General features: G+C 42.9%; 24 protein-coding genes. 8 read left to right on the top strand and 16 right to left on the bottom strand.

The window, feature by feature from the left end; all coding sequences use genetic code 11:
- The first annotated feature begins 326 nt into the window (after positions 1-326).
- Positions 327-2,327 (top strand): LacI family DNA-binding transcriptional regulator, encoded by a 2,001-nt coding sequence (locus BMW43_RS17370; RefSeq protein WP_091750640.1) that lies wholly within the window; start codon positions 327-329, stop codon positions 2,325-2,327.
- Between the two features lie 248 nt (positions 2,328-2,575).
- Here BMW43_RS17370 and BMW43_RS17365 read toward each other — a convergent pair whose 3' ends face one another.
- The 12 genes from BMW43_RS17365 to BMW43_RS17315 all read right to left on the bottom strand — a co-directional run bounded on the left by BMW43_RS17365 (position 2,576) and on the right by BMW43_RS17315 (position 12,734).
- Entirely contained in the window at positions 2,576-3,256 is a 681-nt protein-coding gene (locus BMW43_RS17365; RefSeq protein WP_091750637.1) for a metallophosphoesterase family protein, read from the bottom strand.
- 5 nt (positions 3,257-3,261) lie between these two features.
- The gene (locus BMW43_RS21240) at positions 3,262-3,405 is read right to left on the bottom strand and encodes a hypothetical protein (RefSeq protein WP_177173658.1); all 144 of its coding nucleotides are present in this window, start codon (positions 3,403-3,405) and stop codon (positions 3,262-3,264) included.
- Between the two features lie 53 nt (positions 3,406-3,458).
- On the bottom strand, positions 3,459-3,644 hold the full coding sequence (locus BMW43_RS17360) for an AAA family ATPase (protein WP_218140721.1): 186 nt from the start codon (positions 3,642-3,644) through the stop codon (positions 3,459-3,461).
- A gap of 542 nt (positions 3,645-4,186) precedes the next feature.
- Positions 4,187-4,789: a uracil-DNA glycosylase gene (locus tag BMW43_RS17355; protein WP_091750635.1), complete on the bottom strand. Its 603-nt coding sequence runs from the start codon at positions 4,787-4,789 to the stop codon at positions 4,187-4,189.
- 33 nt (positions 4,790-4,822) lie between these two features.
- Positions 4,823-5,299 (bottom strand): uracil-DNA glycosylase family protein, encoded by a 477-nt coding sequence (locus BMW43_RS17350; protein WP_245732572.1) that lies wholly within the window; start codon positions 5,297-5,299, stop codon positions 4,823-4,825.
- Positions 5,300-5,415: 116 nt separating this feature from the next.
- Positions 5,416-6,495, bottom strand: coding sequence for a type I restriction endonuclease (locus tag BMW43_RS17345; RefSeq protein WP_091750629.1), 1,080 nt, complete (start codon positions 6,493-6,495; stop codon positions 5,416-5,418).
- A 397-nt stretch (positions 6,496-6,892) separates the two neighbouring features.
- Positions 6,893-7,357: a hypothetical protein gene (locus tag BMW43_RS17340; RefSeq protein ID WP_091750626.1), complete on the bottom strand. Its 465-nt coding sequence runs from the start codon at positions 7,355-7,357 to the stop codon at positions 6,893-6,895.
- A gap of 395 nt (positions 7,358-7,752) precedes the next feature.
- Positions 7,753-8,496, bottom strand: coding sequence for a class I SAM-dependent methyltransferase (locus BMW43_RS17335; protein ID WP_218140720.1), 744 nt, complete (start codon positions 8,494-8,496; stop codon positions 7,753-7,755).
- 411 nt (positions 8,497-8,907) lie between these two features.
- On the bottom strand, positions 8,908-9,339 hold the full coding sequence (locus BMW43_RS17330) for a hypothetical protein (RefSeq protein ID WP_091750623.1): 432 nt from the start codon (positions 9,337-9,339) through the stop codon (positions 8,908-8,910).
- 326 nt (positions 9,340-9,665) lie between these two features.
- Positions 9,666-10,136, bottom strand: coding sequence for a DUF4879 domain-containing protein (locus BMW43_RS17325; RefSeq protein ID WP_091750620.1), 471 nt, complete (start codon positions 10,134-10,136; stop codon positions 9,666-9,668).
- Positions 10,137-10,430: 294 nt separating this feature from the next.
- Positions 10,431-11,552 carry an NADH:flavin oxidoreductase gene (locus tag BMW43_RS17320; RefSeq protein WP_091750616.1) on the bottom strand — a complete coding sequence of 374 codons (1,122 nt, stop codon included), beginning with the start codon at positions 11,550-11,552 and terminating at the stop codon, positions 10,431-10,433.
- A gap of 297 nt (positions 11,553-11,849) precedes the next feature.
- Positions 11,850-12,734 (bottom strand): LysR family transcriptional regulator, encoded by an 885-nt coding sequence (locus BMW43_RS17315; RefSeq protein ID WP_091750613.1) that lies wholly within the window; start codon positions 12,732-12,734, stop codon positions 11,850-11,852.
- Between the two features lie 210 nt (positions 12,735-12,944).
- On the opposite strand from BMW43_RS17315, the gene BMW43_RS17310 reads away from it, so the two are divergent.
- From BMW43_RS17310 to BMW43_RS17290, 5 genes are all read left to right on the top strand, one after another.
- Positions 12,945-13,892, top strand: a complete 948-nt coding sequence (locus BMW43_RS17310) for an NAD(P)-dependent oxidoreductase (protein ID WP_091750610.1) — start codon at positions 12,945-12,947, stop codon at positions 13,890-13,892.
- 47 nt (positions 13,893-13,939) lie between these two features.
- Positions 13,940-14,800 (top strand): EamA family transporter, encoded by an 861-nt coding sequence (locus BMW43_RS17305; protein WP_091750607.1) that lies wholly within the window; start codon positions 13,940-13,942, stop codon positions 14,798-14,800.
- Between the two features lie 276 nt (positions 14,801-15,076).
- Positions 15,077-15,568, top strand: coding sequence for a pyridoxamine 5'-phosphate oxidase family protein (locus tag BMW43_RS17300; protein WP_091750727.1), 492 nt, complete (start codon positions 15,077-15,079; stop codon positions 15,566-15,568).
- Positions 15,569-15,775: 207 nt separating this feature from the next.
- A complete protein-coding gene (locus tag BMW43_RS17295) occupies positions 15,776-17,593 on the top strand; it encodes a YcaO-like family protein (protein ID WP_177173656.1) in 1,818 nt (605 codons plus the stop codon).
- A 133-nt stretch (positions 17,594-17,726) separates the two neighbouring features.
- Positions 17,727-18,023, top strand: coding sequence for a hypothetical protein (locus BMW43_RS17290; RefSeq protein WP_143050654.1), 297 nt, complete (start codon positions 17,727-17,729; stop codon positions 18,021-18,023).
- Positions 18,024-18,229: 206 nt separating this feature from the next.
- Here BMW43_RS17290 and BMW43_RS17285 read toward each other — a convergent pair whose 3' ends face one another.
- Positions 18,230-19,951 (bottom strand): methyl-accepting chemotaxis protein, encoded by a 1,722-nt coding sequence (locus BMW43_RS17285; protein ID WP_091750598.1) that lies wholly within the window; start codon positions 19,949-19,951, stop codon positions 18,230-18,232.
- Between the two features lie 585 nt (positions 19,952-20,536).
- Positions 20,537-21,490: an amidohydrolase family protein gene (locus BMW43_RS17280; RefSeq protein ID WP_218140719.1), complete on the bottom strand. Its 954-nt coding sequence runs from the start codon at positions 21,488-21,490 to the stop codon at positions 20,537-20,539.
- Positions 21,491-21,730: 240 nt separating this feature from the next.
- Here BMW43_RS17280 and BMW43_RS17275 point away from each other — a divergent pair, with 240 nt between their 5' ends.
- The gene (locus BMW43_RS17275; RefSeq protein WP_091750595.1) at positions 21,731-22,114 is read left to right on the top strand and encodes a MerR family transcriptional regulator; all 384 of its coding nucleotides are present in this window, start codon (positions 21,731-21,733) and stop codon (positions 22,112-22,114) included.
- A 54-nt stretch (positions 22,115-22,168) separates the two neighbouring features.
- Here BMW43_RS17275 and BMW43_RS17270 read toward each other — a convergent pair whose 3' ends face one another.
- A complete protein-coding gene (locus BMW43_RS17270; protein ID WP_091750592.1) occupies positions 22,169-22,930 on the bottom strand; it encodes an SDR family oxidoreductase in 762 nt (253 codons plus the stop codon).
- Positions 22,931-23,152: 222 nt separating this feature from the next.
- Here BMW43_RS17270 and BMW43_RS17265 point away from each other — a divergent pair, with 222 nt between their 5' ends.
- Positions 23,153-23,716, top strand: a complete 564-nt coding sequence (locus BMW43_RS17265; protein ID WP_091750588.1) for a TetR/AcrR family transcriptional regulator — start codon at positions 23,153-23,155, stop codon at positions 23,714-23,716.
- A 172-nt stretch (positions 23,717-23,888) separates the two neighbouring features.
- Here the strand turns inward: BMW43_RS17265 and BMW43_RS17260 are convergent, their stop codons facing one another.
- Entirely contained in the window at positions 23,889-25,112 is a 1,224-nt protein-coding gene (locus tag BMW43_RS17260) for an acyltransferase family protein (protein WP_245732570.1), read from the bottom strand.
- Positions 25,113-25,328: the final 216 nt, after the last annotated feature.

Here is a 25,328-nt window from a genome sequence, read left to right as displayed (position 1 = left end):
CCCCCTTTAAATGCAGCATATATTTTTTACGTAATTTTTTTTAGTATTATTATAAAATTACGCTTAATCCTTTAAATGATTTTATTTACCGTTTTATTTACGTAAATCATAACACGTTATTTTGCGAATTGTCAATCATTTTTTAATATTTCAAATTTATATGCATTATGCTATAATAAATTAGGTTTATACATTTAGCCTTTATCCAGCTAGAGCAAGAACATTCATGCACAAATCAGGAAAAGAACCTTTACATATAGTTTTCAAATTCGTTATTCAATGTTATAATTTACGTAAAAATTTAAGAAAAGGGGCTATTATAAGCCATGAGTTTAACTATAAAAGAAGTGGCAATGAAAGCAAATGTTTCTATTGCCACTGTTTCACATGTAATTAACAAAACCAGGTATGTCAGTCCTGAGTTAACTCAAAAAGTAGAACGTGTGATCGAAGAAACAGGGTATTCTGCAAAACTGAACATAAAAAAAATAAAGCAATATCGTGTAGGAAAGCAGTCCGAAATTGCTTTTTTAATCCCCAATACTTACAGCATTGTTTATTTTCAGCTAGTATCATTTCTCTCACGTTATCTAGCAGATGCAGGGTTTATTTTATCAACCTATTTTTCGGAAGATGATCTCAAACAAGAGAAACACATTATAACAGAACTTATGTCAAATCGCCGGATTGCGGGATTAATTATTACACCGGTTAGTGAAAACGCTTCAACATACAAAAAACTGATTGCTTCCCACCTTCCTTTTGTCTGCCTGGAAAGAACCATGTATGGTATATCTGTCGATAATATTCTTTCTGACAATGTCCAAGCAGCCTATAAAGGAACAGAGCATTTAATAAAGTGCGGACATGAAAATATCGTACTGCTATTAGAAAAGAAAAAACTAACTACTATAGAGGATCGACTTACCGGCTATAAAAAGGCATTGCTGGATTATAATATTGTCTATTCAGATGATCTAGTCTTACGGGTTGATCTTAACCAAGAAATTGAGACTGAAATTTCAAAACGAATGAAGGAAGATCCTGTTCCTACTGCTTGGTTTGCTGGCGGTAATACTTTAACGCTTCGGCTTTTGAAAACTATCGCCGACATGGGTATGGAATGCCCCAAGGATATGTCGATTATTGGCTTTGGCGATGATAGTTGGTGTGACTTAGTCACACCAACGCTTACAACATTTCGGCAAAATACCGATGAAATGGCACAACTGGCCGTTACTGTTCTTATTGACAAAATACAAAATACAAAAAAACAAACGTCGTCATATATTGTTCCCATGGAATTGACTATACGTAAATCAACCCAGAATATTGCTCGTGGTCCGTTCGGCGAGAAAGCAGTATATCCGGAAGAAGTTGTTCTTTCAGAAGAAGAAGTAGACCAACTGCGGGCAGGTAATTATAAGGTCGCTTTATCCTTCCATTATAGCGGTGACGAGTGGACAAAACTCCATGAAAAAGCTATTAAAGAAGTGTTTAGCCGCTATGGTATCTGGCTGTTATCCGTAGCGGATGCCCATTTTGATCCAGAACTGCAAATAACCCAGTTAGAAGGCATAATGATGCAACATCCGGATGCTATCATTGCAGTTCCGACCGATGAAGAAAAAACTGCGGAAAAATTCAAGGAAATTTCCAAAAAAACAAAACTGATTTTCATTAACAATATGCCGAAGGGCTTTAAACAAGATGATTACGCTTGTTGGATATCCGTCAATGAGCGTGAAAATGGCCAAAATGCGGCTATGATTTTAAAAAATTACTTCCAGAGTCAGCAGAATGTTAAAATTGGTTTACTTACCCACGGAACTCCATTTTTTGCTACAAAGCAACGTGACTTTTTTGCGGAACAAACATTCAGAGAATGCTCCCCTAATATTAAGATTGTTGCAAAACGTGATTTTTTCGCAATCGACAATGCTTATGAGGTATGTAAACAAATGATCCAGGAAAATCCTGAAATTCAGGGGCTTTATATTACCTGGGAGCGGCCAGCACTTAAAGCCATTAAAGCGTTGGAAGATATGAGTAGAACCGATATTGTAATAGCCACCACTGACCTTGATTATGAAATCGCATCTTATATGGCGAATAAAAAGATGGTAATAGGATTAAGCTCACAACAACCTTATGATCAAGGAATAGCGGTAGCGATAGCTACTGCCAAGTCTCTACTGGGAAAGAATGAGTATAAGTGTATTGGCGTACCACCGTATACTGTTGTACCTAAAAACCTTACAAGAGCATGGCAAGATTTAATCAAGACTAAGGCTCCTGATTTTAAGCTAAAAAAAACTGATTATTAGCAAATCCCTAATTCACTAAAAAGGTATTCACCATGAAAGTGGAGTGTCATGCAAACTGATGTTCCGCCTCATCCATGGTCGGCACGCCATACACTCGTTTTAAATCAGCCATCCTTTCTATTTCATCCTCCTCACGCTGAACACCCTTGCCCGCTGCTAACAGTTCCTACTGCCTGTAGTGGACTTTCACCACCAAGTTATCGCCCGTTCAGGGCAGCAAAATAGCCGGCACTCATTATAAGTGCCGGCTATATCAGTCTGATTATGTCGTTATAAAGACAGGTGTATTGATCATGGATCTGCCGGTTCGTATGGAAGTGGCCAAAGTACCAATGCTTGAACTGCAGAATAGGAACAAATTTATCCAGCATTCCGCTGGTAGGATCGCGCAGCCTGTCGAATCTGTTTAAATATTCCACGATGGCTGTGGGAGCCGTATGGGTAACGATGTAATCTACTGCGAAATTATGCTTGGCAAGATTAAGAATGGCTTCTTCCTCCTCCTCACGGTTTGGTATCTCCTGCGGCCACCAGCTAATATGCTCGCGGCGAAAGATCTTATCGGTAGACATTGCGCCGCCGAAGGTAAAAAACTTTACCCCATCAAGACTGAATACTTGTCCACGCAGCAGATGGAGAACCGACCCGTTAATTTTATGTACTTTGCCGCCATTCCACTCTTCGACAGGAAAATCATACAGCATATCAAAGTTTTCGTGATTGCCATCGACGAACAGAGTAGTCCAAGGTTTATCTTCGTACCATTTGAGCAGCCACGCCTCTTCCCGGCTGCCGTTCCAGATGCAGCCAAAGTCTCCGCAAATGATCACATAATCATCTTTCGTAAGGTTTTTCCCTGCGGCAAAGTTGCTTGATGCAAGTTTTTTCATGTCGATACCGCCGTGGGTATCACCGGTAATGAATATCATAAAAATCACCTTAGCCTTAAAATCTTAACAAGCGAGGCTAGTTTCTTTTCATTGATTTCCCCCAAAACGGAACGGTTCTCACGAATCGCCGTTCCAAAATGAAATTCCGACGCCCCGGTTTCAGCCATAACCCGTTCGATGTTTTCCAAGGTTAGCCCGCCGCCTACCAAGATACGCAGGACAAGGGGACGGTGGTTATGTCCTATAAGATACTTCCTCCGTCCCCCTGTCTTTCACGAACATCTTTATCAAAAATATATCGTAATGCATATAAAAAATTTGTTTTTCCAACATCATTCAATCCAAAAAAAATATTCTTATTGGCTAATTCGACTTTGATTTCATCAAAATTTCTAAAGTTTTTAATTGAAATAGATTCAAATTTCATACTCTCACCTTTAGCCTTTAAAATTTTTCTAATGATGGCTGTACTCAATCTAGGGACAAGGGGATAGGGACAAGGGGACAGGTTCATAGTCCCTAATATGTCTAATCGATTAACAACTGGTGTAATGCCCCCCTGGTTTGCATAGTTATCAAACTAAATTATCACAGTAAAGCTCACGCAAGCTCAATTTCTGAAAAAAATTCAGTACCCCAGTCAATAAAGATGGAGATGATGCCATTGGCAACTATCGTCATAGGATTGGTCAAATGCCAGGAAAGTAGCTCACCATCAGGAGTATACCGGCGCATCTCCATGACCTCGGCAGAATGAGTTCCTGCCGTTTTGCCCTGTTCAACAAATCTGCAAGCCGTCTGCCCTTATCTGCTCAAGTGACCAGCCGTAACGCTGACGAATTTCAATTGAAAGGACCGGGGCTACTCCGCTTAGAACTTCCGGATCAGGGCCGATAATTTCCAGGCAGCTGTCCGGTCCCAAAGAAAGAAGGACATGGTAGAGATGATCCATTGCTCTGCAAAATCCACCTAAAACCTCGCCAGCAAATCTCGGAGTCGCCAAAAATCTTCTTGTTGCAGTTTCAAGTTACGATGGATATTGCAAACTTGCTGGCTGGGATGGTACAAAGGCATCAGATGAATTCCATTCCAGGCAAAGTCCTGTCCTACGTTTTCCCTTAGCTTGAGATGGTGTTGCTCAATGACCGCGAGAGCGTTGAGAGCTTGCTTCCCTAATGACACAACGATACGTGGCTCAACAATTTCAATGGTTCTTTCCAGAAATCGCACACAGTTACAGATTTCAGCTTTCTGGGGTTTGTCATTATTGCCAGACTCGTCTCGGGGATTGCAAAGAATCGCATTCGTAATAAACACGTCTTCACGCTTCCAATTTACTGACGCAAGGAGCATTTCAAAATTGCGGCCGGTCTGATCTCCACAAAGAGGGATGCCGGTCTGATCGGCACCGAGCCGTCCAGGTGCCTCCGCGACAAAAAGAACTCTCGCATCAAGTGATCCATTTCGATGCGAAAAAACTCTTGTGCGTCCTTTCAACCTTTGACACCGCTCGCACGATTGGATTTGTGCCATAAGTTGATCAAATGCAACCTTCTTGCTATGGGTTTTCATATCCTCATCACCTCGTACGCATTTATCCAGTTCCTAATTTCCCGCGCCAGTCAAGCAATCTCTAACAATCTGAGCGAAGCTTTCGGCATAGGGGATGATCTGCCAAGGTACTCGCCCGTACATCCTGTTGGCATTGCTCGGATGGATCACCGGATGCACGGGAATTCGGTGATCAGCCACGAAGTACCCTTTGCCGTCGTTCTGCCTGCTGACATAGCCACCGGTGATCCCCGTTAGGAACTCGAACGCGATGCGGCCAACTGCAACGATGGCCGTTGGCTGCAAAAGGGCGATTTCTCTTGAAAGGAACCTAGTGCAGCAACGTTCAGCCACCCTATTTAAGGTCTTTCCCTTCACTGAACAAAACTGTTTGTCACACTTGATTGCGTCCGATAGGTGGCAATCCCGTTCGAGATCTACGACCTCTGCCAGTAGGGAACGGACAGACCCATTCGCGTAGTACCTCCCGGCGTCTATGCTCGGCTTGTGCGACGACTCACCCACGATCATCAAACCTCGCTCGCCTCTCCCGTGGCAACTAGGACTAAATTTATGGTACTCGGAAAATTCACGGCACTGCCTGCAAGCCGTGAATTCCATATAGATATCCTTTACTTTATCCAACTTCAACATAAATACCGGCACACTGCCTCTTCAAGAACCGCCTGATGCTCGTATATATTGTCTATTGATTCAATTGGATATTTAACAGGTTTTTTGTCTTTATCAGGAATGATTAGATACTTCTTATGTCCATCAAGCTGGAGGCGACAAATCCATTTTAATTTATTATCATCCAGCAATATACCAAAGTAGGATTCTGTATCCCTATGAGCTAGCCGGGCTGGAGCTACAACAGACCGCAAAATGGCTTTTATGATATAGAAAGCCTCCAATTCATCATCTGTCGTAACAATCTTGCTTTTTTCTTCTTCAATTGATTGCGCGGAAGCTGCCACTTGTTCAGTAGTTTCTTTTATTGACTCTTTGGCTTGCGTCTGATCCAGTGCGGCCTTAATACGGTCATTCATAATTTCACTTACAAATTGGTTGAGTGAGTTTTTTACTGTTCCCCGGAATTTCTCAATAATAGCTTGTGTTTTTCTGCCAGAATAAATTTCTCCCAATAAGAAATTTACAAAGTTATCGTCCGGTTCAGATAACTGCTGCGCTAAATACTGCCTTATCTGCCCTGCATATTTTAGTTCCGATGCGGTATTAAAGACCGTATCAATATCAAAAGATTGTTTATGAAACTTTTTCAATTCTGCGACCGTGGATTCCTTAATATCCAACAGGTTAAATTCAAAAAAAGGCTTATCATCCATTACATTAGGGTTTTCAAGATCGGTATAAAATTTATATATAAATCCGTTGGTTAATATAGCAAACTTTGCTGAAGTAGTGCCAAAATACCGAAAAAGCTGTGAATCGTGTTTGCTTAAGTTTTCGCCACACCATTTAGCTTCAATAAGAATGACAGGATTGTTATTAGAAAGAATGGCATAGTCAACTTTTTCTCCCTTTTTAATGCCCACGTCTGCAGTAAATTCAGGCACAAATTCGGAAGGATTAAATACATCATAACCAAGAATTTGAAAGAAAGGCATAATCATAGATGTTTTAGTGGCCTCTTCTGTCATAATCTGATCCTTGAGTTGAGATACTCGATTAGAAAACTGTTTTAGCTGATCAATAAAATCCATGTTCTCCATCTCCCTCATTATTCTTTGGTTTATGTGCATCTAAACTTTGAAATTCATTTGGAATATAATACTAATTTAGATTCTAAATAAGGAAACCCCTGCTAATTTTTGTATAAAATTGACATAATTTGATTGTTTTACGGTAACTGTTAGTCATGATAATCTATCAAATTATTCATATGGAGCAAGTAGCCTTGCTTTACTTACTGACTTAAGTAGGTATACTAACTATATATTTGCCGTCGGATAAACGTCTTTTATTCATTCCGTTAGGCCCCTTGAGGGAGATGAATATGAGGTGTTTTATTATTTTATTGAGGAAAGAGGTTGTTATAGTGTTTAGAAACGTATCGCAAGATACTTACAAAACCATGCACTGCCGGCGTCATCTGACTCGTTAGTACCGTCCCCATTTTTTATACTGTTCATTATCCATTACACTTATCAGCGATATAAACGTGGTAAGCATCGTATAAATAAATATTGCCGTAGTAAAAAATATTGGCCAACTATTATATACTTCAAAATTTTCATCATATCCCCAAATAACAGTAATTAAAACGTATGTTATAGATGCACTTACTAGCGTAAAGAATCCTGCGTATATTGCTTTTAATCTATAAGCGCTGTGTCGTCTAAACTCCTCTCTCTTACAAGAAAAATTACCTGAAGCTAATGCGATTATTATCGCTAATACCCCAATTGTTCCATTCACTTCGAACCCTACAATTTCTTTGATCGCCTTTATAGTTATACTACCTTTAAAGATTTTATAAAAAATAACATAGCTTAATACAATCGTTATTATAAGGCACCACGGACAAAACCTTTTTTTAAGGATATTCATTATTTGATTATACATAGTTCCCCCCTCAAGGTCTTAGTAACAATTCTTAGAGTCGTATAATTTGTAAGAAGCAAAGGGACGCTCTTTTTGCTCTTTACTTATACTCTAAAAGGAATATAATATAATATTATTTTAACTCCTAAATCAGGAAACCCCTACTAAATTTTGTATTTATTTTACAAAGTTACTTATTTTATGGCAATAGATTTCTACAGACTTTTTGCCATTGCTTAACACTCCATCTAAGAAACACTTGGCCATTACCTTACTTTCTTCTATTTCTTATAACTTTGCTACCAGATACTTGCAAAGCCATGCACTACCGGCATCATTTGACTCGTTAGTACCGTCCCCATTTTCTTTATTGCCCAACACTAACGGCACATGAACCGCTGGCAAGCTGTTAGGCATTAATTTTTCCTTGCTCTTATAAAAAGAAATTGCGGTCTTTTAGTTAGTTTTTCATATACTTCAGGTTGTAACTCTTTAAACTTTTCTGTTGGCATCGGCTCTAATAGCTTTTCAATAATAAATCCTGCTTCAAGTACTGGGGAAACGATTTTATATAGCGGTCTTCTGTAAAATTGCACCTTAACTTTGTCTTTGTCAGTTTCCCATTCGTCACTAAGTATTTCGGTTAAAAAATAATTGTCTCTATGAAAAAATGTAAAATCCATGAATGGATGATGAACTGAGAAAATAAAATAACCGGATGGTTTTAGTATTCTCCTGAATTCGGCCATTGGTACTTCCCAATGCTTTAAATAATGCAGTGTTAATGATGATAATACAACGTCTACCGATCCATCCTCGATAAAACTTAGTGGCTCATTTAGATCAGCTCTGATAATATTTGCTTTGTCGCCAATCCTTTTCTTGGTCATTTCGATCATATTAGGACTAAAATCTACTGCTATTACCTTGGCGCCCTGTTTCAACAGCCAGTTACTATACCAGCCCGCCGCACAACCGGCATCTAGAACTATCTTTCCTTTAACGTCGGGAAGTAATGATAATGTGGCGGGTCTTTCATAATATGCGTTAAAGGGTTTCGTATCAACGTATTTAAGATAATATTCCGCCATTGCTTCATAAGATTCAAAAGAAATAGAGTTCTCGTTCAGCACCGGCCTGTGCTTTAATTCATTGTCCAAAATACTCCCTCCAATTGATCCTGCTTTTTCGAAACTAACTTTTATTTATAAAATACCGTCAAAAAGGACATGGGGACAAATTCATTGTCCCCATGTAATAGGTAAAACAGAAGGCCACATTTAGGTAGTAAATTCTCAAACAGAAAATTTGTTACAATTGAATGATTGCGTAAGTTTTTACTTATTTGATATCTGACAGCCATCCCATCTGAACTTTGTGCATTTAGCCTTTGAAATTAATTCGGAATAAATATTATTTTTGCTCCTAAATCAGAAACCCCTGCTAAAGGATCTAAGGGACGGTGATTCCGTCCTATAAGACACTTCCTCCGTCCCCTGTCTTGTTGCGTCCCCTGTCTTGTTGTGTTCGATTTCTTTTACTCGCCCATTCGTTTGCGAGATGTTTTGGGCTTAATCTCTTTTCCTGCTTTCAGGATGAAAAGCAGTATAGCAGGATGTTTGAACTAACTTTGGACCAAAAAATTGAAGGTTGGCTTTATTCGTTTGGAAACTGGCAGCTACCGTATCTTTTCGGATCAAATTTCTCTCTTCTAACTGTTTTTTTTCTTCTTGTTCCTGCTCTTTTTTATTGTCTTTCGAGGTATCGATCGCATTGTCCACTTTTTTCATTAGATTGCGCCATTGCTTTTCCGACATCAGAATACTGCCATTGCTGTCGTTTTCCTGTTCTTTATCAATAGCTTCCTTTATTCGTTTTTGCCAATTCACAATCTCTTTTTGGAATGAATCAAATGTGCCTTCACTACTACTGCTCTTTGTTCTGGAGGTGCCAGATGCTGCATAATTTTGATATTGTGTTTCTATTTCAGTTATGTTCATCATGTGTCCCCTCTTAAATAAATAATTTGTCAGAAGAAAAGATCCCCAAAAGTGGTTTCCATAAATTACATATTTTTATTATATCACTCCTATCCCATATTACAATAACACTACCTGCATGACCGGGGACAGGTTGAACCTGTTACCGGTTTGGAGGGACATGGTTCATTATCCCCATCTAACCGGCGTCATCTGACTCGCCAGTACCGTCTCCATTTCTTTATGAAACCAAACGCCTAATAATTTAACAGACATAAATAAAAGCCCTAAAAAGCTGCCTGAAACTCAAGTTTCAAGGCAGCTTCGTGCTTTTCTATAACGGTAAAAATTCAACCTTTGGGGTTTGTAAACTTTATGTTGGTTGAAACGTCGCTATCCGATCCGCCATTGGTTCCTTGGGAAGATACGCTAATCGTATTGGAAGAGCTCAGATCAGCGGCTGGTATACTGTACACTATTTTGTAGCCGTTGACTATTCCGCCATTCGTGAAAGGATCTTGAGAGTAACACAGTTGGTTGTGCGTATATTGAGTGCCGTTGACTTTAATAAACGTAAGGTTCCAGTTTGGATAGCCTTTATAGATCACCGACATATATAATTCTGATCCTGAGAATGAATAGGCCGACATGCTTTTCGGATAGCTCGCAGGAGTATATTGCCATTGACTGTTGTAATTCTCAGCCCTGAAAGCTACAATATTCACATCAGTCAGTGCCGGAGCCGGAGCCGCCAAGGCTACTGAAGAGATAAACACCATAGCCATGCACAACACCAGTACGAACACCATTGATCTTTTCATTGCCTTTGACCTCCTAATGATAAAATGGGTTGAAATGAAGAAGCGGAGTCTTTTAACAATTCCATTATAACGGAGATATGTAAAATTAGGCAATAAAGAGCAGCATTGGCTCAACGTTCACTATACAACAGTGCACCTTACGCTTCTGTGTAAGGTGCACTGTTATTTCAGCTTGAATTGTTTATGCTCATAGAACAATCTGATTCTAAGGGTGATTTTTTAAACTAACGTCACGTTTTTTCTACTTCTATATATATCGATTGGGATAACTACAAGAATAGGTAGTCTTATTCCCTATGACAACGTTTCTTCTGCCCCTTTTGCAAATAAAATCAGCTCATTCACTCTGTTCTGATGGATTTTAGTCGCCCAGGCCGGATCAGCGAGGAGCGCCCGTCCTACCGCCACCAAATCAAATTCACCTTGCTCCAACCGATCAAGGAGCGGTGCCAAACTGCTATGGTTAGCTCCCTTGCCCTCAGTAAAAAATTCGATAAAGTTGGTATCGACTCCCACCGAACCTACTGTAATCGTAGGTTTTCCTGTCAACTTTTTCGTCCAGCCTGCTAAGTTTAACGGTGAATCAACAAATTCCGGCTCCCAGTACCTGCGGGTGGAAGCATGAAAAATATCTACGCCCGCTTCGCTAAGGGGCGTCAGAAAAGCAGACAGTTCGGCCGGATCTTGGGCTAATTTCTCCTGATAATGTCCCAGTTTCCACTGAGAAAACCGGAAAACAATCGGAAAATCATCACCGACAGCCGCACGGCAGGCCTTGATAATCTCTGTCGCAAACCGGGTGCGGGAAATCAGATCGCCGCCGTATTCATCATCACGCTGATTGGTATTGGCCCAGAAAAACTGATCAATCAGATAACCATGAGCACCATGTAGTTCAATTCCGTCAAATCCTAGCTGCTTAGCCTGCCGGGCAGCTTCACCAAAGGCATTAACAATATAATCAATCTCATCATGCGTCATGGGCTTTGTCACCTTCGCCCCTGACATAACGTCAATGCCGGAAGGTCCTATAGGCGGTGCTTCAGGGTTAGGGTTTTGCCCTCCTATTTGCCGCGCCATACCAACATGCCATAACTGCGGTATAATCTTGCCGCCGGCCTGATGGACTCCTTCAGCAACTTTGGCCCACGCATCAAGCGACTGCTGGCCGTGAAAATTCGGCCGTCCTAATCCTTCGGCCGCAGCCGGATGGTTAATAAGCGTTCCTTCCGTAATGATTAGCCCGACTTCATTCTCGGCGCGTCGCCGATAATATCCCGCCACATCAGCACCAGGTATACCATTAGGCGAAAATCCTCTGGTCATTGGCGCCATCACAATGCGATTAGACAACGTCAGTTTGCCTAAATCAACTGGTTGAAATAAACGTTCTATATCCAAATTTTTATCCGCCATACTATCACTCCCTATTACTTTGCTAATTAATATCTTATTATACGACTGGTCATTTTATTAGTAAAGAATAATTTTCCTTAAAAAATCTTTTCATTTAAGCACTATAAAACTTCAGCAAAAACAACTATCTTTTAAACGGCCTACAGACAAAAGAACAGCGTGCGGCCTTCTAGTCCACACGCTGTCTCTCTTTTGCTACTTAGTGTTCCGCCCGTCCTCACAATAAAACAGGAAGATCTCAGGACAGTTCTTTAGATTCTCATAGTTCTTCTATCCGCTATTATCCGACTGGTCAGATCATTGTATTCCAAATATATCTTGCAGATAGTTATCAAGAATACGAAGGGTATCGTGTAAAGCCTGGTTGGGAAACTTGTGAGTTACCTTATAGCATATCCTTGGCGGCACCGGTGCCGATAATTTCTGAAGAACAAAATCACCAATCCGCATCATATGCTCACCAATAGAGGCGGGAACTATCGTCCATTGTCTGGCATCCTTCAAAAAAGTTGTGATGAGTCCCGCCGTGTCCAGATGAACACGGGAAGGACAAAGAGGATCCCACCACTGGTCATGCCTGAATTGAAACTCTCTGTTCCAATTTATGAAGACTTCGTGCTCTGCCGCCAACTCTCCCATTTCAACGGTAGCTCCCGCTTGCCGCTCCGGCACAGCCAGACGCAGCAGCACCATTTCTTCCGTAAAGAACGGTTTAACCGTGACACTGGGCGACACTATTTCCCGCACCACAAACGCCACATCCATCTCACGCCGCTCAATGCTGTCAAATGCTTCCTGCGTATGTTGAGTACGAATTTGCAGCCGGATCGGCGGGGTATGCTGATTGAGTAGGCTATATACCGGAGGCAAAACAAAGTGACTGATACTTTCGGCCGCGCTAATTGCCAGACTTAACTGAGAACCGCTGGCCTGTAAGATTTGGGTTTCCCGCCAGAGAGCCTCCCATCTTTCCGCAATACTAAAAAAGTTCTCCCCTTTTGGTGTCAGATGGATTTTGGCTGCCCCTTTTCTTCGTTCAACCAAAAGGCCGCCCATTTCCTGCTCCAGGGTCTTTAACCGGTAGCTTACAGTAGCTTGTGACAAGTGCAGCCATTCGGCCGCCTTGCTTATACTCTCGGTCCGTACGATAGCTAAAAACGCCTCAATCCCAGGAAAATACATAGAACACCTCTCAATATATAGAAATATTTAATATAGTTCACAAAATATTTGAGTTTTACAACATTATTCTTTATGTTTAAAATTATCATTAATAGAGACGCCGGTCAAACGTTTTTTACACGGGAGGAATCCTGTGACAGGATTGGCTTTGGTCAACACCAAACAGGTTTTCTTCGAAGCATGGTATAGAACATGAAAGGTGGTTTAGCAATGAAGATTCTCATAGTCGGCGATTTTACCGAGACCTCAAAATCAAATATTAGAAGTCGTTTTCCGGAAGGCTGGGACATTGTAATTGTCCCACCCGGCAAAGAAATGCTGCAGCATATGGAAGATTGCCAGGTAATCATACCTGAACGTATTAAAGTGGACCGCAGCCTGCTTTCTATAGCAAAAAAGTTAAAATTGGTACAGACGGGTGCAGGATTTGATAATGTAGATATCGATGCCTGCACGCAGCTCGGCATTTGGGTGGCCAATGCTGCCGGAGTGAATGCCCAGGCGGTGGCCGAGCACGTAATGGCCCTGCTATTGTCTTATTATAAAAACATACCGTTTCTTGATACTTTCATGAAAAACAGGCTGGATGAAAATCAACTGGACTATACCGGGAGTGAATTAAAGGGCAAAACGATCGGGATTATCGGCCTGGGCGCCATCGGTAAAAAAGTAGCTGAGTTTTGCAGGGTTTTTGATATGAAGGTGCTGGCTTATGCCAGAAATGCCGCTCAACAGTCTGACGGTTTTGTGAAAATGACTGATTTCGATAATCTGATAAGCACATCGGACATAGTCAGTGTACATGTATCATTGAATCAGCAAACCAAACAGCTGATCAACCAAGCGGTATTCAAGAAAATGAAAAAAACCGCCCTTTTTATCAATACGGCCCGCGGCGGGATTGTCAATGAAAGAGACTTGATCGCTGCATTAAAAAACAGGGACATTGCAGGCGCCTGCCTGGATGTGTTTGAAGCTGAACCGCTTCCGACTGACAGTGAGCTCCGGAATCTGGGTAATGTGATACTTACGCCCCATACGGCAGGCATGCCGGACGGTCTCAAATTCCATAAAAAAAGATATGATTTCTTTGTGAATAATATAAAACGTGTAGAGAATGGTGAAGCGCCTGAAAGCAAGCTCAATCAGTTATTATAGTTTTACGAGATTAAATAGCAAATGACTATTTTTATTGGAGGGATTATGTGACAGGATCGGCTATTGTTCTTATCCTGATTGCCGCCTTCGGTCATGCTACCTGGAATTATTTATCCAAAAAGGCCGGCGGCGGTACAGCCTTTATTTGGCTCTTCGCCGCTCTTTCCACTTTGCTCTATTTCCCGTTAGCTTTATGGATAATCATCGTACAAAAGCCAATTATCGGCTGGCATCAATTCGGGTTTATGTTAGGCAGCGCCATATTGCATTCTTTATATTTTATCCTGTTGAACAAAGGCTATCGGCTTGGTGATCTTTCGGTCATCTATCCGCTCGCTCGCGGTACGGGTCCTATGCTTTCAACGATTGCAGCCATTGTAGTGTTAGGCGAACATCCTTCCGCAGTAGCGCTTGTGGGAACAGTATTGATTGGCTTGGGGATTGTTGTAATCACGGGAAATCCCTTTACGCTGGCGGAACCTGCCGCCCGCAAATCAATGATATTCGCTATTCTCTGCGGCACTATGATTGCCGGCTATACGCTCTCGGACAAATTGGCGGTCAGCACCTTTCTGCTACCACCTTTACTGCTTGATTGGTCGGCAAACTTAGGTCGGGTATTTCTCTTAACCCCCTATGCGTTTAAAAATTGGGACAAAGTAAAAAACCAATGGGCCAGTCACAAGATCGAGGCTATCAGTGTGGCTATTTTATGCCCCCTGGCGTATATCCTGGTTTTAACGGTTATGGTATTCAGTCCTGTAAGTTATATCGCGCCAGCGAGAGAAATCAGCATTCTAATCGGCACTGCACTGGGAGCCAGACTGCTATCAGAAGGAAATATAAAGATTCGTGTCATCGGCGCAAGCGCGATGGTCATTGGCTTGGGAGCGTTGTCGATAGGATAGCTATTTTTTTTAACAGGCGAGCAAGGTTCTTACACTTGGCATGCCAAAGAGGCATGGACAGGTGTTTATTGTCCTATTTAAAATAATCCCAGAGATAGTTCCAAAGAGTCGAAATATGCTCTAGATGGTCTTACCTTTACTTATTAATTCAACTAGGTTATACTAACCATGTATTAAATTTGCCGCCGGGTAAACGTCTTTTATTCATTCCGTTAGGCCTTTGAAGGAATGAATGTGAGGCGTTTTATTATTTTACTGAGAAATGAGGTTGTTTTGGTGTTTAGAGAAATGCGTCGCAAAAAACAGGTTTTATCCGTAGAGGAAACTATACAAGTGCTGCAGCGTGGCACGTCAGGTGTGTTGGCTGTAGCCGGGGACGATGATTATCCCTATGCGGTGCCGCTTAGTTATGTATATCATGACAATAAGATTTACTTTCATTGCGCCAGATCAGGTCATAAGCTGGACGCCATTGCCAGGCACGAAAAGGTTTCCTTTTGCGTGATTGATCAGGATCAGGTAGTGCCGGAGGAATATACCAGTTACTTTCGCAGTGTTATTGTGTTTGGCAAAGCCCGTATTCTGGAGGATGAGGCCGAAAAAAGAAGCGCCCTGGAAATATTAGCAGCCAGATATTCCCCTGACCATGAACAGGGCCGCTTGCAGGAAATTGAGAAAGAGTTTAACGCGGTTCGCATGATCGAGCTTGCTATTGATCACATGAGCGGCAAAGAAGCCATGGAGCTGGTTAAAGCCAAACGCCCATAGGCTAAACTTGCATATGCAACAGAACGTCCAAGACATCCATGTCTTGGACGTTCTGTTTAAAGGAACTCTTTATATTCTTTATACTTCTAAGAGTCACAAAGCCATGGTTCCTTGCAATCACAAACTATGATGCATGGTCATATATTAAAAGGAACTGGAAAAATTATTTTCCTTCAGCGTAAAATGTTATGGTGCGAGGTGCAATGCATGGATTCAACAGATATGAAGTACAAGGATGAAATGCCCATCAAAACCATTAACAGAATAAGAGATATTCTTGGTGAGGTGGGCCTTCTAACAGTAGAAAGCTCATGGAAAAATTCGGTGAATGGTTTTTATTCGGTGAGCGTGGTGATCGACAATACCGATCTACTGACCAATGGAAAAGGAACTTCGGTCGAATTCGCCCTGGCCAGCGCCTACGGCGAGATGATGGAACGCTTGCAAAATCTCTGCTACTACAGACTAAGTTTGGATGTAAAGCCCCAGATCATGGAATACCTGGACTTTTATTACGCCCCTGACGAGAAACCGATGAGTATTGATGAGTTCCTTGCCAGTGACGAAGATTGGATCAAAACCCAATTGTCCAGAGCCAACTCTTCGCTGGACAAACGGGAACTTCTGAAAAATTGGCAGACCATGTCTTATGAGCAGATACCCGCCGATTTTATCGCTCTACCCTATTGCAATCTTAACAGCAAACGTATTTCCCATATCCCGGTAAAAATGGCCTCGATGATGTATATGTCGAACGGCATGTGCGCCGGCAACTCGCCTGAAGAGGCTTTGGTGCAGGGTATATCGGAAATCATGGAACGCTACGCCAACAAGAGAATTCTTAGGGAGAGAATAGTACCGCCCACTATCCCGTGGGATTATATCGTGAAATTCCCCAAGATTGAGGCGATGATTACCGCACTTGAAAAAAGCGGCAATTTTGAAGTTATCCTTAAAGACTGCTCGCTGGGACAAAAGCTGCCGGTTGTCGGGGTTGTCCTGGTAAATAAGAATGATCAGAGTTATTTTGTGAAGTTTGGCGCTCATCCCAAATTTGAAATTGCCGCAGAAAGGACATTGACCGAACTTCTTCAGGGACAGGATATAAAATGGATGATGGGGGTCAAGGAGTTCTCCTTCCGCAGCCCGGCGGACGACCCGGAAAACTACATGGGCATACTCGTAACCGGCTCAGGGATTTATCCTACGGAATTTTTCAGCCATAACTTCAGTTATCCATTCAACGGGTTCGAAGAAATCACGATAACCACAAACAAAGAAATGCTGGCTTATATGGTCGACCGCTTGGCTCAATTGGGCTGCGAGACATATGTACGGGATGTTTCGTTCCTGGGCTTTCCGAGTTATCATATAATCGTTCCCGGCTTGAGTGAAATCGAGGAATTTGATGACCTAAGGCCCATTACCAATTATGCTGCTTTCAACACCTTCAAGAGACTTGTCCGAAACATCGACTGTCTCGACGACACCGGTGCCGCCACAATTATCGACTTTTTGCAAAACATGAACTATTCGCCTGGGGCTTCGGTCATGGATCTAATCAATCTGCCGGTACGGAGTAAAGCGTTTCCGTGGTATTACAGCAATGCCGACTTGTTTGTCACTGCCCTGAACTGCTGGAAAGGCGATACCAATAAAGCCTATGAGAGTTTCACAAAATTTTGGGATTATACCCAACACGCTAATCCGCAACGCCAAGTGATAACTTATTATAAGTGCGTACGGGATTTTCTGGCGACCAAGATTAAAGGACTGACGGAAAAGGACGCCGTGAGCACACTAAGCGTGTTCTATCCAATGGAGGTAATTCAGGGGGTTGTGGCTGAATTCAACTCACCAGCGGAAATCCTTAGTTACCAAGGACAATTAAATTGCTGGAATTGCGAGAACTGCCAATTTTCCAGTCAGTGTCTCTATCCACCGATGGAGCAGGTCTTCAAAATACTCAAAGAGCGGTACGCTGCCAGCACAATAGATCAAAACGATCTCAAGAAGCTGATTTAAATACACAAAAAGCCAAAGCTGAATGCTTTGGCTTTTGTTTTTTAGTAAGGAGCAACATTATACCTTGTCAACGTAAAAGCTTATCGGATTGGCATCACTTCCCCGGATTCATAGAACGGCAGCAGTGGCAAGAATGGCAGGAATGACAAGAGTGACAAGAATGACAGGACTGGCAAGAATGGCAAGACTGACAGGAATGACAGGACTGACAAGAATGGCAGGATTGACAGGAATGACAGGACTGGCAAGAATGGCAGGACTGACAAGAGTGACAGGACTGGCAAGAATGGCAGGACTGACAAGAATGACAAGAGTGGCAGGAATGACAAGAATGACAGGAATGGCAGCTCCCCATCGAGAAACAGGACTGGCAACTGCTCATCGAGAAGCAACTAAGCATATCGTCATCATCGCTATCATGATACATTAACCAATCACCTCCATATAAAATTCTGGGTAACCTATTAACATAATATGATAACACTATGTCAGGTGTTACATTGTTTAAAGAAGCACTGGAGGTGGTTGAAGTTAATTGAATCATCCTCTATCCCATATATTAAAAAATAACGGCTACTATAAAACAGCAGGGCTATGGAATTTGCATCTTCCGTAGCCCTGCTTACTCTTACTTAATTATACGTGAAACTTGCTAACTTGCTCCTGAAGCTCTTGCGCCAGCTTGGCCAATGTCTGACTAGCAGAAGAGATTTCCTCCACAGACGCTAACTGCTCCTCGGCTGCCGCTGAAACAGACTGCGTTTCCTCCGATGACTTTTTGCTGAGCACATCAATTTTTTTGACTGACCCTACAATTTGCTGGCTGCCGCCCGCCATTTCCTGTACAGCGGCTGAAATTTCTCCGACCTGACTAGAAGTCTGCGACACGAGTTCAACAATTTCTCTGAATGCCATGCCGGCGGCACTAACTACCTCGGCCCCGGTCCTTACCTCGTTAGTTCCTTCATTCATGGCCACTACGGCTTTATCCGTTTCACTCTGAATTTCATAAATGAGGCTGGCGATTTTTTTGGCAGCTTCCTGGGACTGTTCAGCCAGTTTGCGTACTTCTTCCGCCACCACCGCAAAGCCTCGTCCCTGCTCCCCTGCCCTTGCCGCCTCAATGGCCGCATTCAGTGCCAAAAGATTTGTCTGGCTGGCGATACCTGCAATAGTATCCACAATCTGACCGATTTCCTTCGATCGTTCTCCCAGCTCACCTACTACTCTCGCAGATGTATTGACGGTTTCCTCTATCTGGGCCATTTGATTGACTGCTTTGTCAACGGTTTTTCCGCCTTGCTGGGCTCTGTCAGCAGCTAGAGCTGATTGCTCGGCAACTTGATTGGTGTTGGATGCGACCTGTTGAATACCGGCCGACATCTGCTCCACAACTGCCGAAGCTTCATTCGCCGCTGACAATTGCTCATCGGCCCCGTTGGCTACCATTGTAATGGAGGAAGCTATTTGATCGGCTGCCTGAGCCGATTGTTCGGAGCTGACAGTTAGTTCTTCCGAGGAAGCCGCAACATGTTCTGCGGCTTTCGATACCTGACTAACTACCGTCCGGAGATTTATCGTCATCGCGTCAAAAGCTACTGCTAATTGGCCTATCTCGTCACTCGATTTCATACTAAGCGCCGGGACTCTCAGATCACCGTCCGCAACCTTTTGCACACTTTCCAACATTCTGCTAAGCGGCTTAGTAATCATCCTGGATATCGTATAGCCCACAGCAATTGCCAGCAGCACGGCCACCAGGCTTATACCGATGATTCCCTGGGCGGCATTTTTCGCGTCTTCCTCGCCGTTCTTATTTAGCTTCTCCGCTTTCTCTTCATTATAATCGGCAAGCTTTTTCAATGTATCGTTCAGGGTATCCATCAGGGTAGCGGCATTTTTTGTATAATAATCGAAGGCTTCCGCCTTTTTCCCGGCCTGGACAAGTTCAACGATTTTAGCTCTTTCCTGCCGCCACTTTTGCAAGGTCTCCATTACCACGGCAAATTCTTGTTTCTCGACGTCTGTCGTTATCGTTTTTTCATAATCTCCTAACAACCGGTTTGTTTCTTCGATAAGTGCATCCATTTCTTTCAGTTGCGCTGCCTCTTCCGCCTTATTCAGGCCAGGATGAGTGAGTGTAATAATAATTCCTTCTACAGCACGTGCTTGGCCCCGCGCTGCATTCAGCCATTTAACGGGCTGCAGACCTTCTTTATACATTTTTCCTAAATCATTGCTAAGTTTGACATTATAATAATACCCGACATAACCTACGCCCGCCATAAATACTGCGGCAATTGAAATAAGTACTGTGATTTTGACTGCTGTCTTAAAATTACTAAACCATAATAACATACTTAGCCTCCCTTAACATTTGTAAAATTTTACTACCAGTGCTTAGCCCATTTTTCTCAATTGGTTAACTACTATAATTATGTCTTCTGAGACTAAGCAAAAAAATTACAATGTAACACAAGATGCTTTTGTTACCTGTTTTTACCTTTGTTATTTTACATATTACGATGAAATATAATGAAATCCTCTATAATTAGAAATTAATTTTAAAAACAAAGAAAAAACAACTGGGAACAAAGAGCATTCGTTTAATGTTCTGAAAAGCCTCCAACTACTTGTATTCTCTAGGGTTTATGGTTTTTGTAATGTAACAAAAGCATCTTGTGTTACCATCTATAATTCGACATATAGATATTCACCAGATAGCCCTGTTTTCAAACTCACCACAAACTCACCGGGACGGTTCTAAAGAGTCTGATAGTTGCAGTACTGTCAATCATGATAATTCACCAGACTATTCAACGCCGTCATACGTTGAAGCCTTAGTACGTCTCCAGCTTTCATTTCCAATTTGATTTTATCCACAAAAAAAGAGCAATCATGAAAGATTGCTCCCTTGAAAACAGGTTATTGAATGCGTCTCCTTCACAAATGCAAGAGCCGTTCGGCATTGCCATGGGCGATCTTTTCCCTGTCTGCACTGCTGACAGGCAACTGGGCAAGGAAGGCTCGCCCCCTTTCCATTGAGCCGTAGGGATAGTCTGCCGAGAACATAATGCGGTCGACCCCGACCTCCAACAACAGATTAAGGAATGCAGCGGTAAAGTTGAAACCGCTGAACGTGTAATGGATATTCTCTCTCAGGTAGGCCGCCACCGGGCGCTGCAGCTTAGTCAGCTCCGGCTGCATAACCAGATCGATCCTTGGCAGCATGAAGGGCAGAGCCTCGCCCATATGACCAATTATGAACTGCAGCTTGGGATAACGGTCGAATACTCCGCTGAGAATAAGGCGCAGGATATGGACAGCAGTTTCGATGTGCCATCCCCAGCCCGCCGTCGAAAGCCTGCGGGTCACCTCCGCTGAGAAGTTGCCGGTATAGTAAGCGTCGATTACCGGCTGCGGCGGTGGTGCCGGATGCAGGTAGAGGGGAACCTGGAGCGCTTCTGCCCGTTCCATAATGGGCCAGAAAAATTCGTCGTCCAGGTAGCGCCCCTGAATGTGGCCGTTGATCACCGCCCCCCTGAAACCATGTTGGCAAACCATCCGTTCCAGTTCAGCCACGGCAAGCTCAGGAGCCGCTGTCGGCAGGGTCGCAAAACCCGCGAAGCGGCTGGGATGACGTTCTATCGCCGCTGCCAGGAAGTCATTGGCACTGGTGGCGATTTTCACCGCTTCGTCTGCGGCTAATGCCTCCGTACCGGGAGAGGTTAGCGAAAGCACCTGCAGATCGATCCCGGCGGCGTCCATCTCAGCGATCCGACGTTCGTTGAGGTCGCACAGTTGCTCATCTTTGTTATGAAAGGACTGCCGGCCAAATCTGTCGATAATATCCGGTGAGGCAAAATGCTCTTCCAGTGTGATGATGCGCATCGTCATTAATTTACCTCCTTACTGTTTCTTGTCAATAAGCTCCCTTTGCCAATACGCCAGGGGCAAGCTTCTTCCTGACGCTGAACGCGCTTTTACCTATTATTACTAGGATTTCTTCACAGCGTTGCTTTATTCTTTTATGCAAATTTTTATGAAGGCTTTATCTCGCCTCCTTTTCGTGCTATGTTTACTGTAGAGCATTCGAGCAACACGAAGTCAAACGTTTTTTGAAGAGGGGCTAAAACTATGTACACCGTCAAAGAAGTAGCTCAAAAAATAAAGCTCACAGAGCATACCATCAGATTTTATACCGACAAAGGTTTGGTACCGAACGTACAACGCGACAAATATAACAATCGCCTTTTTGACGAAGAGTCGCTTAATTGGCTGATAAGGGTGAAGTATCTTAAGGATTGCGGTATGTCGATAAAAGATATCAAATACTTTGTTGATCTATACCTGGAAGGGGATTCTTCCATCCCTCGCCGTTATGAAATTATTTTAAAATACAAGGAGCTTGCCCGGGAGCAGTTGACAGAGGCAACGAAAAGGCTTGCATTTATGGAAGAGAAGGTCAAGCGCTATCATACCATCATCAATCAGGTCATTGCGGACGATACAAATACATGATTTCCAAACAAAAAGACCGCTTTAGCAGCGGTCTTTTTGACAAATAATAGAGATTTATTCAATGGAAGCTTTCATTGCGTTGTACATTTTTTCGGCGTACTCATCAATTTTATCACGGGACATGCGCAAGCGTTCTTCGGAAGTGCCATAGCCAATTTCCGCTTTACCTGCTTCCAAGCCCTCGAAAATACCGTCCGCAAAGGCATTTACCGGTTCCCCATGGATATGCAGCCCTGCTCCGGCTAAATCCGTATTTACTGCCGGTGGAGCTACTTCAATCACTTCTATGGCTGTGGCGGAAAGCTGGTGTCTTAGGCTCATCGTATAAGAATGAAGGGCCGACTTGGTAGCCGAGTAAACCGGGGCAATCGCAAGCGGTGTAAACGCCAGCCCGGATGTCACATTAACAATAGCCGCCGCTTCCTTCTTGGCAAAATAGGGCGCAAACAGCATGGAAAGATGAACAGGCGCCTCCAGATTGACTGTAATTTCGTTACTGAAATAGCTCCAGTCGTACTTTTCATCTGGTTTTAGCACATTGAACCGTTGTTGAATTCCTGCGTTGTTGACTAATACATTGATCTCTGGATAATTCCCGGTTACCCAACTAAATAAGGCGATACGCTCTGCTTCTATCGCTATATCGCATTTTCGGGTAATGATGCCGGGGAATTTTTCTTTGGCTTTTTGCAGTACTTGTTCACGGCGTCCGCAAACGATTACTTTGTTGCCTCTCTGTATAAATCGTTCAGCAAAAGCCAGTCCGATTCCGGAACCGCCGCCCGTAATGAGTATTGTATTGCCCGATAGTTTCATATCAGTTCCACCTTTCATTTTATAATCACATAAATACTAACCAGTTAGTTAGAATATATAATAAACTAACCGGTTTGTCAATTATATAATCATATGATATATTGTGGATAATATACTATTGCTCCACCAACCTGGAAAGCAGAAATTGCTGACGGTCCAAATTCCGTCGTCATCTTCCAGTTTGAAATTTGGCAGAGCACTAGCACAAGGAGGGGTTCCCGGTTGGGAAACGCTGAAGCAACCAAAGAACGAATATTAGAGGCAGCTATGGAAGAATTCTCGTCCTATGGCATCGCCGGAGCCCGCGTTGACCGTATTGCCAAGAAGGCTAACTGCAATAAGAATATGATTTATATTTATTTTGAAAATAAAGAGACGCTCTTTACCACTGTTCTGCAAAACAACTTGCAACGGGTCTACGAAGAAATCACCTTCACACCCGATGATCTTCCCGGTTATGCGGTGAAGGTATTTGATTTTGCGATAGCCCATCCCGAATTATATCGCTTACTGGCTTGGTACAGCTTGGAACAGCATACCGTTAACTTAGCTGAACGTACGCTAGTCCAACAGAAAAAAATAACAGAGGTCGTGCAGGCGCAAGCTTCCGGGCTGGTTGGAACAACGTTCACTCCCGGCTTTCTGCTCACAGCCATCATGGTTTTAGCTACCGCCTGGACGCCGATCAATCCATTTGGTCCATCCTATGAACCTAATGCTTTAAAAATGCCAGCGGAGACCAGGGAGGCAGTTTTCCAAGCTGTTAGCCTGCTTGCTAAAGCTTGAAACGCAGGCCTGTGACAATCAAACCACGTGCCTCCTAACACAAAAAAATGACCAGCATAAGATATGCTGGCCATTTCTGTGCCACTCGCCGGACACACTCTCTTTCCAGTCCCTAACAAACCCACTCTTTTTCAATATATCCGCGTTCTTTGATCGACTAATGATTCCTGTTTTAAGAGCTGTGCTCCGGAATTTGAGCCGGCTTTTTTCTGCTCATCTCGATAACTCTTCCGATGATATATTCTGATACCAGATAACAGAAGACCACAGCCAGAGTAGACACCGAAATAAATTTGATCCACACCGGGGCTTCTATTTTCTGTACCAGGTAGGCCATCGGCAAAAGGATAAAGTGATGTATATAGTAGATAGTATACGAGTTAGCCGAAAACCTGCGCCATAGATAGGCGCCGCTATTAAAGAAATCCCGGAATAGTACGATAAATCCAAACGTAGCCGCTAGATTGAAACACGAATGTACCAGCGCGTGACCAGCTTTAAATAATGGCGTAGTATCACTAAATGTAATTCTGTAGGCAATAAAAATGGTGAGCATAACTACCGACGCAAAAAACCAACGGCCAAACTCAGGATTATACCCGTCTTTAGTAAGCCATAAGTTGCGCCAGGCATGTACTCCTAACCCAAAGTAACATAAATAGAACCCAATACGTGTCGGCTGAATATGGGCTACATAGGCTACGCTGGCCCAATCGTCTGATTGAAAATAAAGATTGGCAATAAAGTAAGCGATGGCCGGCACTAGGCTAATAAATAAAAAAGTTCCTATAGATGGCGAAGAAGGCGACGTCTTCCTCTGGCAGGATGATGGCGAAAAATGATATACAGCCGTAAGCAGGACAAAGAACCAGGCTAAAACGCCCAAAAACCAATACTGGGCATGATTAAAAATAGCAGGTTGAAAGAAAACTGCCCAAAAAGACATATAGCTTGGCGGTGTAGCCATACGGCTAAACGGAATCGAGTAGGTAATCAGCGGTGCAAAAAATAATACTCCCACTACCCACGGAACAACAATCCGGGAAAATTTACTGTGCCAAAATCCTGCTGTCCCCTTTTTTATTAGTACAGGCAGCGCAAAATATCCGGCAACGAAAAACATAATTGGCATAATAAATACATCGACAACCATTACCAAAAGATCGAATAGTACATTATTTTTTATATCGATTACATACCACCATTCCGGCGGTTTAGCCATATACCCGATGGAAGTGTGCATAATAACAACCATCACAATAACGAATGCCCGAAGATTATCTAAGTAATACATTCTGTCAGTATTCTCTGCCCTTGGCTGGGGAAGCTGCCCTTGAAAATCATTGCTCATAAAAGCACCTCTCTCTGTATTGTCGTATAAAACTATTATTTGCAATATTTATGCCAAGTTACAACGGATTGCCCCGTACTGCCGCCGTGCCCTTAATGCTAAGCATCGGCGGATCGTTTTTTAAGATTCGGCTTCTGCGGAGGCGCTTAGCGCTGATCAAAAAGCGGGTAATAAATAACCTCTGACGGGAATTTTTACCCACTTTACCATAGCAGGCGACATGTTTTGAACGGCCTCCATTCTCACTATGATTTGCAGCCA

This window comes from Propionispora vibrioides (assembly GCF_900110485.1).
Lineage (GTDB): Bacteria > Bacillota > Negativicutes > Propionisporales > Propionisporaceae > Propionispora > Propionispora vibrioides.
The sequence above is the reverse complement of the archived record's forward strand: the minus strand, read 5'-3'. Positions and strand labels throughout refer to the sequence as shown.

Bases quoted from the DNA above. Each gene is read 5' to 3' on its own strand.
- BMW43_RS17295 (WP_177173656.1), top strand. From the start codon at position 15,776: ATGGATTCAACAGATATGAAGTACAAGGATGAAATGCCCATCAAAACC.
- BMW43_RS17315 (WP_091750613.1), bottom strand. From the start codon at position 12,734: ATGTATTTTCCTGGGATTGAGGCGTTTTTAGCTATCGTACGGACCGAG.
- BMW43_RS17340 (WP_091750626.1), bottom strand. From the start codon at position 7,357: ATGTATAATCAAATAATGAATATCCTTAAAAAAAGGTTTTGTCCGTGG.
- BMW43_RS17270 (WP_091750592.1), bottom strand. From the start codon at position 22,930: ATGAAACTATCGGGCAATACAATACTCATTACGGGCGGCGGTTCCGGA.
- BMW43_RS17365 (WP_091750637.1), bottom strand. From the start codon at position 3,256: ATGATATTCATTACCGGTGATACCCACGGCGGTATCGACATGAAAAAA.
- BMW43_RS17330 (WP_091750623.1), bottom strand. From the start codon at position 9,339: ATGATGAACATAACTGAAATAGAAACACAATATCAAAATTATGCAGCA.
- BMW43_RS17345 (WP_091750629.1), bottom strand. From the start codon at position 6,495: ATGGATTTTATTGATCAGCTAAAACAGTTTTCTAATCGAGTATCTCAA.
- BMW43_RS17350 (WP_245732572.1), bottom strand. From the start codon at position 5,299: ATGATCGTGGGTGAGTCGTCGCACAAGCCGAGCATAGACGCCGGGAGG.
- BMW43_RS17290 (WP_143050654.1), top strand. From the start codon at position 17,727: ATGGCAGGAATGACAAGAGTGACAAGAATGACAGGACTGGCAAGAATG.
- BMW43_RS17325 (WP_091750620.1), bottom strand. From the start codon at position 10,136: ATGAAAAGATCAATGGTGTTCGTACTGGTGTTGTGCATGGCTATGGTG.
- BMW43_RS17285 (WP_091750598.1), bottom strand. From the start codon at position 19,951: ATGTTATTATGGTTTAGTAATTTTAAGACAGCAGTCAAAATCACAGTA.
- BMW43_RS17355 (WP_091750635.1), bottom strand. From the start codon at position 4,789: ATGAAAACCCATAGCAAGAAGGTTGCATTTGATCAACTTATGGCACAA.
- BMW43_RS17280 (WP_218140719.1), bottom strand. From the start codon at position 21,490: ATGACGATGCGCATCATCACACTGGAAGAGCATTTTGCCTCACCGGAT.
- BMW43_RS17370 (WP_091750640.1), top strand. From the start codon at position 327: ATGAGTTTAACTATAAAAGAAGTGGCAATGAAAGCAAATGTTTCTATT.
- BMW43_RS17320 (WP_091750616.1), bottom strand. From the start codon at position 11,552: ATGGCGGATAAAAATTTGGATATAGAACGTTTATTTCAACCAGTTGAT.
- BMW43_RS17275 (WP_091750595.1), top strand. From the start codon at position 21,731: ATGTACACCGTCAAAGAAGTAGCTCAAAAAATAAAGCTCACAGAGCAT.
- BMW43_RS17310 (WP_091750610.1), top strand. From the start codon at position 12,945: ATGAAGATTCTCATAGTCGGCGATTTTACCGAGACCTCAAAATCAAAT.
- BMW43_RS17360 (WP_218140721.1), bottom strand. From the start codon at position 3,644: ATGAAATTTGAATCTATTTCAATTAAAAACTTTAGAAATTTTGATGAA.